The sequence below is a fragment of the Gordonia sp. CNJ-863 genome, from assembly GCF_001942325.1.
Lineage (GTDB): Bacteria > Actinomycetota > Actinomycetes > Mycobacteriales > Mycobacteriaceae > Gordonia > Gordonia alkanivorans.
Window position 1 is genome coordinate 113,674 of record NZ_MKKG01000094.1, and the last position, 17,846, is coordinate 131,519.

General features: G+C 70.7%; 1 protein-coding gene and 1 pseudogene (1 of these 2 running past the window's edge). Both read left to right on the forward strand.

Annotation, left to right across the window (positions count from 1 at the left end):
* A pseudogene (locus BJF87_RS25185) lies at positions 1-8,051 on the forward strand (amino acid adenylation domain-containing protein).
* Positions 8,048-17,846, forward strand: the 5' portion of a protein-coding gene (locus BJF87_RS25580; RefSeq protein WP_084813265.1) for a non-ribosomal peptide synthetase. The gene runs 2,156 nt beyond the window's last position; only the first 9,799 of its 11,955 coding nucleotides appear in the window; the start codon lies at positions 8,048-8,050; its stop codon lies beyond the right edge, outside the window. Before BJF87_RS25185 ends, BJF87_RS25580 begins: the two are co-directional and overlap by 4 nt.

A 17,846-nucleotide genomic window follows, 5' to 3' on the forward strand; every position in this document is an offset into this window, starting at 1 on the left:
ATGTGGTTCGCCGAGAACCTCGACGACGACCACTCGATCACCATCGCGCATTACCTGGACATCCTCGACGACGGTCGTCCGTTCGACCGGGAGCTGTTCCGTCGTGGCGTCATCGAGGGTGCGCGGGAACTCCAGACCGCCTACACCCGGATCGCCGAGGTCGACGGCACACCGATGCAGTACATCGACGAGTCGCTGCCGTTCGACGTGGTCGAGCTGGACCTCCGGGACCGGCCCGATCCCCTCGCGGCGGCCGACGACTGGATGCGCGCGGATCATGAGCGTCCGGTCGACCTGCTGAACGACCAGGTCGGCTTCGCGGCGTTCATCCGGGTGGCGGACAACCGTACCTACTGGTACATGCGCGGTCATCACATCGCCTTCGACGGTTACGGCGCGCTCGTCTGCCTGCACGAAGCGGTGGCGCGCTACAACGCAGCGGTCGCGGCCGAGACCCGCGTCCCACCTCGGCGCGCGACACTCGCCGAGGTGATCGCCGACGATGCCGCCTATCGCGAGAGCACGCGCCACGAGAAGGATCACGCGTTCTGGGCGCAACGCGCCGCCGGACTGCCCGAACGGGTGTCGCTGGCCACACATCCGGCCACTACCGGCATCAGCAACGAGACGGTGGTCGCGGCAGGGATGCTCGACGCCGACCTCGACAGCCGTCTGCGGTGTCGCGCCCGAGAGCTCGACGCCTCCGTCGCCGCGGTCCTCACCGCGGCCTTCGCCGCCTTCCTCGCCCGGATGTCGGGCGCCGACGACATCGTGCTGAGCCTGCCGGTCACAGCCCGCACGACCGCCCGGATCAAACAGTCGATGGGCATGGTCTCCAACATGCTCCCGCTGCGCGTCGACGGGGTGGGCGCGGTGACCTGTGCGGAGGTCGTCGCCGCGGTCACCTCCGAGATCACCGCGGTTCTCCGGCACCAGCGGTACCGCTCCGAGGACATTCGCGCCGCAGCCGGTTTCGGTGACGCGACCGGCACATCCTTCGGTCCGCTCGTGAACCTACTGCTCTTCGACAAGCCGATCGAGATCGACGGGGCGCACGTCAGCTATCACATGCTGTCCGCGGGCATGGTCGAGGACCTGGTGATGAACGTCTTCGCCGCGGGTCCCGAGGCGCCGCTGGAGGTGGGCCTCCATGCCAACCCGGCCCTGTACGACCCCGACGAACTGGGCACCCACCGGGCGCGGCTGCTCCACGTGCTCGAGCAGTTCGTCGACGCCCCGGATCGTCCGGTGGCGGCGCTGGACCTGCTCATCCCCGGTGAGCCGGCGGCGGTCGAGCTGCTCGGTGACGGCGGCCCGGCGGTCGATGTCGCCGCGGAGCACATCCTGGCCCCCTTCGCACGACAGGTCGTCGCAACGCCGGATTCGACCGCGCTCGTCTTCGGGGACTCGCGCCTGACCTACCGCGAGATGTCGCTGGCGGTGGGCGAATTCGCGCGCGTGTTCGCGGACGAGGGAGTCGTCGCGGGGGACCGGGTGATCGTCGCTCTCGACCGCTCCCCCGAACAGGTGTGCTCGATCTATGCGGCCGTCGGCCTCGGGGCGGTGTACGTGCCCGTCGATCCGGCGGAGCCGGAGGAACGACGCCGCGCGATCGCCGCGATCGTCCGCCCTGCTGTCACCGTCGACGCGGCGTTCCTCGCCGCCCGTGGGATCGACGCGATCAACGCCGGGGCGGGTCCCCGGGCCGAGGCGCCACCCCTCCACACGCGTCCGTTGCCGCATCAGCCCGCGTACGTGATCTTCACGTCCGGCTCGACCGGTGTACCCAAGGGTGTCGAGGTCGACCACGCGGCGATCGAGCACCGCCTCGCGTGGATGCAGCGAGATCACCCGATCGGCGCCGACGACGCGGTGCTCTACAAGACCCCCGCGACCTTCGACGTGTCGGTGTGGGAGCTGCTGTGGCCCTTGCAGACAGGTGCGCGGATGGTCATCGCCGCACCGGATGGCCACCGGGACCCCGCCTACCTGCGGAACCTCATCGACGAGGCCGAGGTCACCGTCCTGCACTTCGTCCCGTCCATGCTCGACGCCTATCTCGACGTAGTGGGTCAGACCGAGGACGAGTCGGGTGCGCCGAAGTCGCTGCCCGACCGGGTGCGCTGGGTCTTCACCTCCGGAGAGGCACTGTCGGCGCAGCTGGCCCGTCGCCTGCGCCAGACCTCGTCGGCCGGTGTGGTCAATCTCTACGGCCCCACCGAGGCGGCGATCGACGTCACGTCCCATCGGGTGACCGCCGACGACCCCGTCGTGCCCATCGGCCGACCCGTGGCCGGCACCGTCGTGCGGGTTCTGGATCGCCGCCTGCGGCCGGTCCCGGTCGGCGTGGCCGGCGAGCTGTGCCTCGTCGGCCCACAGCTGGCCAACGGCTATCTCGGCGCGACGGTGCAGACCGCCGCCCGCTTCGTGGCCGATCCGCTGGGTGAGCCCGGTGTCCGGATGTATCGGACCGGTGACCTGGTGCGGTGGACGCGGGACGGGGAACTCGAGTACCTGGGTCGCAGCGACCATCAGGTGAAGATCCGCGGGCAGCGAGTGGAACTCGGCGAGGTCGAGTCGGTGATCGCCTCGATGCCCGGCGTCGACGCCGTGGTCGTCGTGGCGCGGCGAGACCTCGGTCCGGCGCCCGTACTCGTGGCATACGTCCGCGGAACATCGGGTGTTCCCGATGCGGACGCCGTGCGCGCCTTCTGTCGCCGGCGGCTGCCCGGCCACATGGTGCCGCTCGCCGTGGTGTTCCTCGACACCTTCCCGACGAACCGCTCCGGAAAGCTCGACCAGTCGGCGCTGCCCGACCCGGATCTCTCGGCCAGGACCGCGGAGTTCCGTGAGGCGCGGACACCGGCGGAGAAGGCGATCGTCTCGCTGGTTGCCCAGGCACTGGGCCGGGAACGGGTCAGCCTGTCGGACAATCTCTTCGCCCTGGGCGCCGACTCCCTCCTCGCGGCCCGCATGGTCTCCCGAGCCCGGATCGGACACGGCCTGACGATCGCCCTCACCGACGTCTTCGACAGCGACGACCTCGCCGATCTGGCGTCCCGCGCCGTCGTCGCAGACTCCGTGCCGGCACCGCCGGAGCGTCGACGCCTGCCGCGTCCGGCGCGGATTCCGTTGTCCCAGGCGCAGACCCGGCTGTGGTTCATCAATCGCATGTCGCCGGCCGAGTCGACCTACAACATGTCCGGCGCGCTCCGACTCACCCACGCGGTGGATCCCGGGGTGCTGCATCGTGCGGCGCTCGACGTCCTCGACCGGCACGAAATCCTGCGTACCGTGTTCCCGGCGGTCGACGGTGAACCGGAACAGCGCATCCTCGACACCGCGACCGCCGGCGCCGTGCTCGACTCCGAGCCGATCGATGTCGGCGAGCGCGGTCTCGATGCGGCGATCGCCGCGGTCGCCGAGGTGGGATTCGACCTCGCCGAGGAGATCCCGTTCCGCTTCCGCCTGCTCACCGGGGACCCACGCGGCGATGTCGTGGTACTCGTCGTGCATCACATCGCCGCCGACGGGCATTCGTTGCGACCACTGCTCCGCGATCTGATGACGGCCTACGAGAGCAGACGGGCCGGGGAACTCCCGGAGTTCGCCCCGCTGCCGATGCAGTACGCCGATGTCGCCGTCGAACGCGCCGAGATCCTGGGAACCCCGGAACGCCCGTCACCCGTGCTGGTCGAGGGCCTCGAGTTCTGGCGCGCCGAACTGCAGGGCGCGCCCGACCTGCTCCAACTGCCCACCGACCGCCCGCGCCCCCGGGTGATGTCCAGTGCAGGAGACCATCTCGACGTCACGCTGGACGCCGATCTGTCCGCCGGACTCCGCAGCCTGGCCGCCACCCTCGCCGTCACCCCGTTCGCCGTCTTCCAGTCCGCCCTGGCCCTCACCCTCGGCAGGCTCGCCGCGGTGGACGACGTCAGCATCGGCACCGCGGTCGCCGGACGCGACGATCCGGCCGTCGCCGAACTGGTCGGCATGTTCGTCAACACCGTCGTCCTGCGCACCGCGTTGCGTCCGGACGACACCGTGCGGGATCTGGTGACCGCGGCACATCGTCGTTGCGCGCGGGCGATGAGTCACGCCGACGTGCCCTTCGAACGGGTCGTCGACGCCATCGCACCGCAACGGTCGCCGTCCCATTCGCCGCTGTTCCAGGTCGCGTTGAGCGTACAGACCGACCAGTTGACCGAACTGTCGCACTGGACCGGCTCGGCGGAACTGCTCGATGCGCGCGTGCCGGCGGCGAAGTACGACGTCACCGTCTCGGTGACCGAGCGTGCGGACGACTACGCGGTCGAATTCGCCTATGCCACCGACCTGTTCGACGAGACCACGGTCCGTGGCCTGGCAACCCGGCTGCGTCGGGTCCTCACCCAGATGGTGTCCGCGCCCGACCGCGCACTCGCTTCGATCGACCTGCTCGAACCCGACGCGCTGCGCGCGCTCGCCGCACCGCTTCGCGGTGCCCAGCCGGAGACGACCCTCGCCGAGCTCATCGCACGGGGATTCGCCTCCACCGATCCTTCCGCCGTCGCCCTGACGGGCGATGTCGGGGCCGGTACCGGACGACTGACCTGGGCGGAGGTGGCGACCGCGACCCATCAGCTGGCCCGCCTGCTCGCCGACCGCGGAATCGGTCCGGGAGGCGTTGTTGCCGTGAGCATTCCGCGATCCCCTCGGATGGTGCTCACCATGCTCGGGGTGGCGATGAGTGGCGCCGCCTTCGTCATCATCGACGCGCGGTTGCCGGTACGACGCCGAGCGGCGATGCTCGCCGACAGCGGCGCCGCGCTGGTGATCACCCTCGACTCGGTGGTGGTCGCCGACCGTGCCGCCGACCCGGATGCCGCACCGCAGCAGCGTGACCTGGGTGTCGAGGAGTGGCTGCTCGACGACCTCGAGGTCGAGCTGAACATCGCGGGCCGCCGCGACCATCCGGTCACCGACGCGGACCGGACCCGACGCGCCCACGTCGACGATCTCGCATACCTGCTCTTCACCTCCGGTTCCACCGGGCGGCCGAAGGCTGCGGCGGTCACCCACGCAGGGCTCGCGGAGATGGTAGCCGAGCAGCAAGCCCGACTCGGTGTGACCCGGGCGTCTCGCGTACTACAGCTCGCCGCACCGGGTTTCGATGTCGCGGTCTGGGAGATCATCCTCGCGATCTGTGCGGGTGCGGAACTGGTGATCAGCCCGTCCGATGTCTTCGCCGGTCCCGAACTCGCCGACGTCATCACCCGGCACCGGGTCACGCACGCCTGCGCCACACCGACGGCGCTCGCCACTGTCGACCCGGCGGACATCCCCGGCGTCGAGACGATGATGGTGGCGGGGGAGGACTGCCCGCCGGAACTCGTCGCGCGGTGGTACGCCGACGGCCGGCCCCTGCTCAACCTGTACGGCCCCACCGAGACCACGATCTGGGTGACCCTGTCCAAGCCGTTGTGCGCGACGGCGCCGGTGACCATCGGCCGGCCGATCTCCGGCGTCGGGGCGCGGGTTCTCGACGCGGTACTGCGTCCGGTGCCGCCCGGCGTCGTCGGCGAGCTCTATCTCGCGGGGCGTTCGCTCGGGCGCGGGTACCACGGACGTCCGGGATTGACCGCGGGCCGGTTCGTCGCCGACCCGTTCGGGAGCGGCACCCGGATGTATCGCACCGGCGATCTCGTCTCGTGGACAGCCGACGGTGAGCTGATCTACCACGGCCGCAACGACTTCCAGATCAAGATTCGCGGCATGCGGGTCGAGCCGGGGGAGGTCGACGCCGTTCTCGTCACCCATCCCGACGTCGAGCACTCGGTGAGTGTGGGTATGGCGACGCCGGCGGGCGACACGGTCCTGGTCTCCTATGTGACGGGCGTGCCGGGGCGTGGACCCGCCCCCGAGCAGATCGTCGATCACGCGGTCGCCCATCTGCCTGCGCATCTCGTCCCGCACACCGTCCAGGTGCTCGACGAGTTCCCGGTGACCCGCACCGGTAAGGTCGACCGGCGCGCGCTGCCTGCCGTCGAGATCTCTCCCGCCCGCGAATACGTCGCCCCCCGAAGCCGTCTCGAGGCGGCCGTGGCACAGGTCTTCGCCGACGTGCTCGGACTCCAGACGGTCAGCGTGCACGACGGCTTCTTCGAACTGGGTGGCAGTTCGCTGTCGGCGACCAAGGTGACCTACCGGGTGGAACAGCACATCGACCGGAGGGTGCCGTTGGCCCTGCTGTTCGAGAATCCGACGGTGGCGAGTTTCGTCGCCGCGCTGAGTACGGTCGAGTCCACCGGTGCGGGACGTGTTCTGACACCCCGCGAGCGGCCGCACATGGTCGACCTGACCGGTGTCCAGCGAGGCCTGTGGTCGCTCAACCAGATCGACCCGTCGTCGTCGGCGTACAACGTGGGACTCACCCTCGAACTCGACGGTCCTCTGGACATCCGGCCCTGACCGGGGCACTCGGCGACGTCATCGCCCGCCACGAGTCGCTCCGGACGCGCTACCCCCTGCACGAGGGGCGTCCGGTGCAGGTCATCATCCCGGCCGTCGACGCCCTGCGCGGCTTCCGGGTGGCCCTCGTCGACACCACCCCGGACCGCGTCGAGGAGGAGATCGCCGCCGTTGTCGAACCGGGCTTCGACCTGACCGGTCCCAACGCGGTCCGCGCCGCGATCCTGCGACTCGCCTCCGACCACCACCTCCTCGTGTTCGTGGTGCACCACATCAACGCCGACGGCGGTTCGTTGCGACCGTTGGCGCGCGACCTCACGACGGCCTACCGTGCCCGGATCGGTGGGCAGGCCGGCCCGTGGACGGCGGTGGTGAGCCCGACCCGGGTCCAGTACGCCGACTACGCGATCTGGCACGCCGAGCGACTGTCGGCCGAGGCATCCGGCGGGATCACCGAGGAGCAGGCTCAACTCGAGTACTGGGAACAACGCCTGGGGACGGTTCGCGAACCCGCCGTGATCCCGACGGACCGGCCACGACCCGTCGAACCCCGGCACCGCGGCGGCGTCGTCGACGTGACCGTCCCGCCCGAGACCGCGACGGTCCTCAAACACCTCGCACGAGTGAACAACACCACGCAGTTCGTCGTGATGCACGCGGCGCTCGCCGTGCTGATCGGTCGGCTTTCCGGCAGCGAGGACATCGTCATCGGTACGCCTTTTGCCGGTCGCGACGATCCCGCACTCGCCGACATGGTCGGCATGCTCGCGACCACGGTGCCGTTGCGCACCCGTCTGCGTCTCGACGAACCCTTCGACGAGCTGCTGCGTCGCGTCCGGACCGAGGACGTCACCGACCTCGCCCACGCCGACGTCGCCTTCGACCAGATCGTCGACCACCTCAACCGCGCCGAGAAGGGGCCGGCCCGCCGCGGCCGGCACAACCCGCTGTTCTCGGTCATGCTCTCGTACCAGAACCTCGACATCCCCGCGATGAGCCTCGACGGTCTGTCCGTTCGTCTGCGACCGTCGTCGTCTCTGGCGGCCAAGGTCGACCTCGAGATCATGGTGTACCCCGACGACCTCGACGGGGTGGACCGGGGTGGTGCGCTCGGTGGCCAGATCGCCTACGACACCGACCTCTTCGACCGTGCCGGAGCCGAACGGATCGCGGAGCGGTACCAGAACCTGCTCATCGACATCGCCGCCCGGCCGGGGACGCCGGTGGGCGACCTGTCGATCTGGGCCGACGGGCAGTCGGCCGAGATCGTCGACGCCGAGCAGCCGCTGCACGAACTCGTGTCCACGGTCGCGGCGACGGCGCCGGATGCGGTGATCGGCATCCCCGGGGCACCCTCGGTCACGTTCGCCGATCTCGAGGCCACCTCGGTGGCCATGGCGTTCTCCGTGCCGGACGAGGACCCGTCGGAGGCCTTGACGGTCGCGGTCACCACGCTCCTCGCCGACGCCGACCGGACCATCGACGAGGTGTTCGCGTGCGTCCGCACCGCGGCGACGACCGCCCTGTCCGGGCGCGTCGACGCAGTGCCCGGTGACGCAATCCCCGGTGAACCACGACGGAACCGGGTGGAGCCCGCGTGACGTCGGACACCTCGGTTTCGCGCAGCGTCGGGGCGCGCACGTCCGCGGGGTCAACACATCAGCCGGCGGCGCTGCGCAGGCTCACCTTCGCCGCGACCCACGCCGCCGACGCCGAGGCGATGGTCGGCGTCAACGGACCGGTGAGCTTCCGCGAGTTGCACAGGCGGGTCACGGTTGCGGCGACCACCCTGGCCGCTCGCGGCGTCGACCCGACCCCGGCGCTACGCGCAACGGTCACGGCTCTGCTGCCGCGGACGGGGACCACTCCGGCACAGTTGGCGGCGACAGCCGGTGAGGTCCTCGCCGACCTGGAACGGCGGATCGACGATGTCCTCGGCGCGGGCGATGTCGAATCGCTCCCGGGCCTGTTCCGGGTGTCGGCACACCGGCGCCCCGACGCCGTCGCCCTCACCGATCTCCACGGCGCAACGATCACCTACCGCGACCTCGACGACCGGACGGAGCGACTGGCCCGCGCGCTCGCCGTCGCCGGCGCCGGGCCGGAAACCCTGGTCGGCGTGGCGATGCCGAGGTCGGCGGACCTCATCGTCGCGCTGCTCGCGGTGCTCAAGACCGGTGCGGCATACCTGCCGCTCGACCGGACGCATCCCATCGCGAGATTGCGCACCATCGTCGACGACGCCGCGCCGGTGCTCGTCCTCGCCGACCCTGAGACAGCGGCCGCGTGGTCGGACATGCCCGCGCGCATCTCGACACCCGACGATCTGACGGCCTGGGCGGAACCTCTCCCGGTGACGGGACTTCCCGAACGCGTGGGGGCTCACTCGAGTGCCTACGTCATGTACACCTCCGGTTCGACGGGGGTGCCCAAGGGGGTCGTGGTCACCCACGACAACGTGATCTCGCTGGTCGTCGCGCTCGACGCGCTGGTCGAGAGCACACCCGACGACGTGTGGTCGATGTTCCACTCCTACGCCTTCGACGTATCGGTGGGGGAGCTCTGGGCCGCACTTCTCGCCGGGGGACGTCTCGTCGTGCTCGACCACGCCACCACCCGTGCCCCGGACGACGTGGTCGAGGTGTTCGACCGCGAAGGCGTCACGATCGTCAACTTCACCCCCTCGTCCTTCTACCAGTTCGCGGCGGCGGTACGCCCGCCCCACGGCTCTGCACTGCCGGAAACGGTTCGACGACTCCACTTCTCGGGCGAGCTCCTCGACTACGAGCATGTGCGCAAGTGGCAGGCCGACCGCATCGCCGACGGTTCGCCGACCAGACCGGGAGCCGACGTCCCCGGTCCGCAGCTCAACAACATGTACGGGCCCACCGAGACCACGGTGTACATGACGCGCCGTGATCTGACGCGCGAATTCGTCGAGACCGCAACGGCTTCCGACATCGGTGGGCCGCTACTGGGTTCCCGTGTGCATGTCCTCGACGGCCGGCTCGCGCCGCTGCCCGACGGCGTGCCCGGGGAACTGTACGTCTCGGGCCTCCAGGTCACCCGGGGCTTCCTGCGACGCCACGGTCTGACGGCGACACGCTACGTCGCCGACCCGTTCGGTCCGCCGGGCAGTCGGATGTACCGGACCGGTGACGTCGGTGTCGCCCGCAACGGATCGATCGAATTCGTCGGCCGCCGCGACGGACAGGTGAAGCTGCGCGGTTTCCGCATCGAACTCGGCGAGGTCGAGTCGGCGATGTCCGCGATCGACGGCATCGACGCGGCCGGCGCCGACATCCGGATGCGCGGCGACACCGAGCATCTCGTCGGCTACCTCGTTCCCACGGCCGGCAGAGCCCCGGACGAGGCGACCGTCCGGGACCGGCTCGCTGCCGCGCTGCCGGAGTACATGGTGCCGACCCTGTTCGTGTGGCTCGACGCGCTGCCGCTCACGGTCAACGGCAAGCTCGACCGCGCGGTCCTGCCCGAACCGGACACCACCGACGACACCGGAACCCACGAACCACCGGCCACACCCACCGAGGAACGGCTCGCCGCCCTCCTCGCGGAGATCCTCGGCGAGACCGAGATCAGTGTCACCGCATCACTGTTCGACCTCGGCGGCAACTCGCTCACCGCGACTCGCGTCGCCGCACGCGCCGCCGAGGACTTCGGGACCACGGTGGCGGCACGCGATCTGTTCACGACCCCCACGGTCCGCGCACTCGCCGCGGCGATCGACACGCGTCTCGCCGAGGGCGACCGGCAGGAGTCCACGCGACCGCCGTTGCGTCCGGTGGAACGGACCGGTCCGCTTCCGCTGTCGCCTGCCCAGCGACGGATCTGGTTCCTGGAGACCATGAACCCGGGCGGACCGGCCTATCTCATCCCGGCCGTCTTGCGCCTGCGCGGGCGAACCACCGCCGATCTGCCCGGCCCACGCCTGGAACCGGCTTCGGTGGCCGCGGCGCTCGATGACCTGATCGCCCGCCATGAAACGTTGCGCACGCGGTTCGTCGCCGTCGACGGCGTTCCGCAGCAGATCGTCGACGATCCCGACACCGCCCGGCACGACGCGCGGGTGGATCCGCCGATCGACATGCGCGGCTCCGGGTCTGCCGGGGTGACCGCGACCGTCGCCGACATCGTCACGCGCGGCTTCGACCTCGAGCGGGGAGCACCGGTGCGCGCGCGCCTCATCCGGGTCGCCGACGACGAGTGGGTGCTCGTCCTGGTCGTCCATCACATCATCGGCGACGGTGGGTCGATGGCGCCGCTGGTGGCCGATTTCGTCGAGGCCTACCAGGCGCGGCAGTCCGGTCATGCGCCCGAATGGTCCCCGCTGCCGGTGCATTACGCCGACTATGCGGTGTGGCATCACGAGATCCTCGGTGATCTCACCGACCCCGAGTCGCTTGCAGCACGCCAACTTGGTTACTGGAGAACGCAACTCGCCGACGCCCCGGAACTCACCGATCTGCCGCTGGATCGCCCGCGGGCGGCTCTGCGCGAGGAGAGCGGTGCGGAACTGTCGACGGTGATCGATGCGTCGACCTGGTCACGCCTGCGCGAACTCGCCGACCGGCACGACGCGACCATGTTCATGTGCGTGCACGCGCTTCTCGCGGTCACCCTCCTGCGGTCGGGAAGCAGCACCGATCTGGTGATCGGCACACCGGTGGAGGGGCGCGGCGACCGTCGGCTCGACGGCCTCATCGGGATGTTCGTGAACACCCTCGCGCTGCGCACGCCCCTGCGCCGCGATGCGGACTTCGCCACGGTCCTCGCGGCCTGCCGCGAGACCGACATCGCCGCACTCGATCACGCCGACCTGCCCTTCGAGACGGTCGTGGAGGAGGTGACGACCGCCCGCAGCACCGCACACCCGCCGCTGTTCCAGGTGGCGCTCGCCTTCCAGAACACCGACCGGCCGAGGGTCGAACTCCCCGGTCTGGTCGTCTCCGAACTCGAGGCCCCGGTCACCAGCGCCAAGGTCGACCTGCAGGTGACCGTTGTCGACCCGCCCGGTCGACCCCGCGACGAGGACACCCCGGTCGTGATCACCTATGCGACGGCGCTGTTCGACCCCGACACCGTCGCCGATCTGGCGCGTCGTCTGCTGTCCATCGCGCATGCGGTCGTCGAATCGCCGCAGACCCCGATCGGTGACCTCCCGACCGGGGAGCCCGACGACGCCCCGGCTCTCCTGAGCTCACCGGCCCTGGCCGAGAAGAAGGTCACGCTGCCCGGGCTGTTCGACGCCGCGGCGGCCCGCAACCCCGACGGTGTCGCGGTCACCGACGGTGACACCACGCTGACCTACGCCGAACTCGACATCGCCACACGACTGGTCGCCGCGGAACTGCGGTCGCGGGGCGCACGACCGGGCGCGGTGATCGCGCTGGCCGTGCCGCGATCGTTGTTAGGCACGGTGGCCTTCTGGGCCATCGTCCGCACCGGCGCCGCGGTCGGTCTCATCGACCCGTCGCAGCCCGCCGAACGCATCCGCTACATGACCGGCACGCTGGCCGCGACGCTCGGCGTCACGAGTTCGGCGCCCGGTGCGCCGGGCTCCTCGGACGCACGGGCCGAGGCCGACGACGGCACGACCTGGCTCCTCGTCGACGACCTCGTCGACCTGACCGATCCCACCCGGTGGGCATCGCAGCCGGTTGCCCTCGACAACCCGGTGCCCGACGATCGGATCGACGACACCGCCTACATCATCTTCACCTCGGGCTCGACCGGGCGACCCAAGGGCGTCGCGGTCTCGCACCGCGGGCTCGCGGATCTGGTCGCCGACGCCCGGTCCCGATTCGACCTGAGCCCGGAGTCACGGGTACTGCGTTTTGCCGCACCGGGATTCGACGCCTCGGTGTTCGAGACCCTCGTCGCGGTTGCCGGGGCCTCGACGATGGTCGTGGTGCCGCCGGGGGTCACCGGCGGCCGCGAACTGGCGTCGGTCATCGCCGACGAGTCCGTCTCGCACCTGACGATCACGCCGAGTGCGCTGGCCACGGTGCCCGCCGCCGAGATGTTCCCCGACCTCCGGGTGGTGTGCGTCGCCGGCGACGCCTGCTCACCCGAGCTCGTCCGCGCCTGGTCGGACGGGCGTGCGATGTACAACCTCTACGGGCCCACCGAGGCGACGATCTGGTCGACCGCCTCCGCCGCGATGCGTCCGGGACAACCCGTCACCATCGGCGGACCCATCGCGGGTGTGGGTGTACTCGTCCTCGACGCGCGACTCCATCCGGTCCCGCCCGGCGTCGCGGGCGAGCTGTATCTCGTCGGCCCGGCGCTGGCCGTCGGCTACCTGAACCAGACCGCGCTGACCGCCGAGCGGTTCGTCGCCGCACCGTTCGGGCGGCCGGGTGAGCGGATGTACCGGACCGGTGACCTCGTCCGCCGGCGCCGCCGGGACGGCCGATGGGAACTCGACTTCCTCGGCCGCAGCGACTTCCAGGTGAAGATCCGCGGATTCCGGATCGAGACGGGCGAGATCGACGCCGTCCTGGAAAGCTCTGCCGCGGTCGACTTCTCGACCACCGCCGGCATCGCGCACCCGACGTCGGGTGAGACCGTGCTGGTGTCCTGGGTCCACGGCAGCGACGGCGCGGCCGTCGACGTGCCGGCGCTGACCGCCCATGCGGCCCGGCATCTGCCTGCGCACATGGTGCCGACCGCGATCGTCCCGCTCGACGAGATCCCCCTCGCGGCGACCGGCAAACTCGACCGCGCCGCACTGCCGGCACCCGAGTTCTCGAGTGGCGTCCACCTCGAACCGCGCACCGACACCGAACGCGCGGTCGCGGCGGTCTTCGCCGAGGTCCTCGGCATGGAGGGCGCGGCCGGCGGCCCGGGCGTCTCGGCGCTCGACTCGTTCTTCGATCTCGGCGGTACGTCGCTGTCCGCGACCCGAGTGGTCGCCCGCCTCGGCGCGGAGTTCGGTGTCGAGATCGGGGTGCGGGTGATCTTCGAGGCCCCGACCGTCGAGGCCCTCGCGACGCTGCTCGACACCGGCGGGATCGATGGTCGCGCAACCGGTCCCGTGCCCGGCGTGATGGCGCGACCCGAACCGGTCCCGTTGTCCTACGCCCAGCGGCGGATGTGGTTCCTCAACCAGTTCGACCCGGGCTCTGCCGCATATGTGATCCCCATCGTCGTGCGACTGCACGGCGACCTCGACGTGGACGCGATGCACGAGGCGATCAACGACGTGGCCGAGCGGCACGAAGTGCTCCGCACGATCTATCCCACCGATCCGGAAGCAACAGACGCAGCCGAACCCATCCAGGTGGTGCGCAAGTCTCACCCCGGCCTGGTCCCGGTCGGACACACCGTCATCTCCGGGATCGCGCCGGACAGCCTGGTCGCCGAGGAGATCACCGCCACGATCTCACAACCGTTCGACGTGACCCGCGATCTCCCTCTGCGTGCGCGGATCCTCAGCTCCACGGACACCGACCACGTGCTCGTGATCGCGCTCCACCACATCGCCGCCGACGGCGAGTCGGCGCCGATCCTCGCCCGCGAGGTGGTCGAGGCCTACGACGCACGCCGCTCCGGCCGGGCACCACGCTGGACGCCGCTGACCCTCCAGTACGCGGATTACGCGGTGTGGCAACGGCATCGCCTGGGGGAGCCGGCCGACCCGGACTCGGAGATGTCACGCCAGCTGTCCTACTGGAGGCAGCAGCTCCGCGGGCTGCCGGACGTGCTGCCGCTGCCCCTGGACCGGCCGCGCACCCTCAGACCCGATGCCAGGGCGGCGACCGTGCGGTGGTCGTTGCCGGCGACCGTGGTGGCCGGTCTTCGACGCCGCGCCTCCGAACAGCGCGCGACGCTGTTCATGGTCCTGCACACCGCGGTGGCGGCCGTACTCGCGCGGTTGACGTCGACCGCCGAGATCGCGGTCGCGACACCGGTGGCGGGGCGCGGACACCGCGTTCTCGACGAGCTGATCGGTATGTTCGTCAACACCGTCGTGTTGCGCGTCGACGTGGACCCGCAGCTCACCGGCGGGGCCCTCCTCGACCGGGTCAAGCTGGCCGACGTGGCCGCCTTCGATCACGCAGAGGTGCCGTTCGAGCGCGTCGTCGACGCCGTCGATCCGCCGCGCACGGAGAACGTCGAGCCGTTGGCACAGGTGATGCTGGTGCACACCGCCGGTGCCGAACCGGTGATGGCCGGCGTGACCATGGGCGACCTGGCCGCCGAGTTCGTCGAGATCGATGACACCACCGCGAAATTCGACCTCACCATCGGTTCCCGGGAGGGTGTCGACGGGACGCTCGCCGGGTCGATCACGTACGCCACCGCTCTGTTCGACCAGGAGACCGCGGAGACGATCTCCGCCGCGCTGGAGTCCACCCTCACCGTTCTGGCCGACGACCTCGACGTGCCGGTCGCGGACATCCCGCTGCTCACCGAGGCTCAGCAACAAGCCCAGTACGAGCTCGGACTCGGCCGCATCGTGACCCTGCTGCCGGAGACACTGGCGGATGCCGTGGTCGCCGGGTCCCGGATCTCACCGGACGCGGTCGCGTTGCGCTGCGCCGGCCGGTCGATCACCCATCGGGAGTTCGCCGCCCGGGTGGCGGTGGTCGCGCGAGAGCTGATCGCCGCCGGCGTCGGCCCGGAAGACAGTGTCGCCGTGTGTATACCGCGATCGGTCGAACTGGTGGTCGCGATCCACGCGGTCCTCGCCGCGGGCGGCCAGTACGTCCCGGTGGCCACCGATGCGCCGGTGGACCGGGTGCGCTACATGATCGACACCGCGCGAGCGGACATCGGTCTCGTCGCACCCGGCGCGGCAGGCCCCGATGAAGCGGACGGTACGACGATCGGCGGCGTCGTGAACCGGGTGATCGTCGTCGATTCCACCAACCCGGTGGATCTCGACACCACCCCGGTCACCGACGCCGAACGGCGGGCGCCGCTCCTGGCCGACCACGCCGCCTACACCCTGTTCACCTCCGGGTCCACCGGCCGGCCCAAGGGCGTGACCGTGACCCACCGGGCCGTGATGAACCGATTGCTTTGGGGCATCCAGGAATTCGGCATCGGCCCTGACGACGCGGTCCTGTTGAAGACGCCGGCGACCTTCGACGTGTCGGTGCCCGAGCTCTTCACCCCGCCGATCACCGGCGCCCGGATGGTCATCGCACCCGACGATGCACACCTCGACCCACACGCCATCGCCCGGCTGATAGACGACGAGCAGGTCTCCACCGTGCACTTCGTCCCGTCGTTGCTGACGGTCTTCGTCGAGGTCCTCGACCACACGGGGGGCGGGGTGCCGCGGAGCCTGCGACACCTCTACTGCTCGGGCGAGGCGCTGGCGCCGGCCACCCTCGCCGCGGTGCGCGCCGTCCTGCCCCGGGTGCGGGTCCACAATCTCTTCGGTCCGACCGAGGCCGCGGTGGAGGTCACCGCCGCCACCCTCGGCGATCACCGCGAGGTGGTGCCGATGGGCCGGCCGATCTGGAACACGCAGAGCCTCGTCCTCGACGACCGTCTACGGCCGGTACCGACCGGCGTCGCCGGCGAACTGTATCTCGGCGGTGTCCAGCTGGCCCGGGGGTATGCCGGGCGCGCCGATCTGACCGCGGACCGTTTCGTCGCCGACCCGTTCGGGCGAGGGGACAGGCTCTACCGCACCGGGGACCTGGTCCGCCGCAACCGCTCCGGCGAGCTGGAGTACCTGGGCCGCAGCGACTTCCAGGTGAAGCTCCGCGGCCAGCGGATCGAGTTGGGCGAGATCGAGTCCGTGCTCGCGACCGTCTCCGGGGTACGGCAGGCCGCGGTGACCCTGGCGCGGTCCCCGGGCGGCGCGGAGCATCTCGTCGGGTACCTGATCGGACCCGAGAGCGCCGACAGCGTCCGCCGTGCGCGGGAGGCGGTGGCGGCTTCGCTGCCCGCCTACATGCGGCCCACGCTGTGGGTCACGCTGCCCGATGCGCCGCTCAGTAGCGCCGGAAAGCTCGACCGGAAGGCGCTTCCCGCGCCGCTTTTCGACATGCTGGTGCACACCGGGTCCGATGCGGAGCCGGTGACGGACACCGAACGCGTCGTCGCCGGGATCGTCGCCGCCGTCCTCGGTGTCGAACAGGTCCCGATGACCAGTTCGTTCTTCGCTCTCGGCGGCGATTCGATCGCGTCGATCCGCCTGACCTCGATGCTGCGGGCCGCCGGTTTCGGTCTCACCCCGCGTGACGTGTTCGGCGCCGCGACGATCCGCGACCTCGCGCAGCTGTCCCGGCATGAACCCGACGCGGTGCTCGACGAGCTGTCCGGCGGCGGCATCGGACCGGTCGCGTCGACGCCGGGCGTGGCGTGGATGCTCGACCTCGCCGATGGGCTCGACGACATCGCCGACTTCTCGCAGAGCACGGTGCTGACCCTGCCGGCCGACATCGACGAAGACGCCCTGCGCGCCGTGACCGCTGCGGTGGTGGCAGCGCACCCGATGCTCACCGCGTCGTTGCAGATCGGCGAGGACGGCGATCCCGTCGTGATCGCCGGAGCCGGAAGCGCCCACGACGTCCTGGTCGAGATCCTCGACCCGGTGCGGCCGGCCACCGGTTCTGCGGCAGCCACTCTCGGTGAGGCGGTGCGAGAGGCGCATCGACGTGCTCTCGGCGCCCTCTCACCCGAACGGGGACGACTCGTCGCGGCCGTGGGAGTGCGGGTCGCCGACGGCCGGGACACGGTCGGCCGGTTGGTGATCGCGATCCATCACCTCGGCGTCGACGCGGTGTCGTGGCCGACCATCGTGTCCGGCCTGGCCCGCGCCTGGTGGCAGTACCGCAGCGGCGACCAGCCGCAGGTCACCGCCCACGGGACGTCTTTCCGCCGGTGGGCGCAGGTGTTGTCCGAACTCGCCGACCGCGAGCACGAGATCGACTGGTGGACCGAACAGCTGCCACCGTCGTCCGACTCGGTGCTCGATCCCGTCCGAGATCGGTTGCGAACCACCGTCTCCACGACCCACGTCGTCGGACCCGATCGCACCGAGTCCGTGCTGGGTCGGGTCGCGGATGCGTTCGGCGCCCGCGCCGACACCGTGGTCGCCGCGGCCCTCGCCTACGCCCTCGCCACCGGGACGGCCGCCGGTCGACTCGGGTACGACGCCCGCACGGTGTCGGTGCTCCTGGAGAACCATGGGCGCGAGGAGTCCGTCGCCCCGGGCGCCGACCTGAGCGAGACCGTCGGCTGGTTCACCTCCTTCGTCCCGGTCGGCGTCGAGATCCCCGAGACCGGGACCTCACCCGGACGCGACCTGGCGACGATCCTCAAGTCCCTCAAGGACCGGCAGAAACGCATGCCCGACAACGGCATCGCGTTCGGTCCGCTGCGCTGGTCACGGCCTGGGTCGCCCCTCCGTG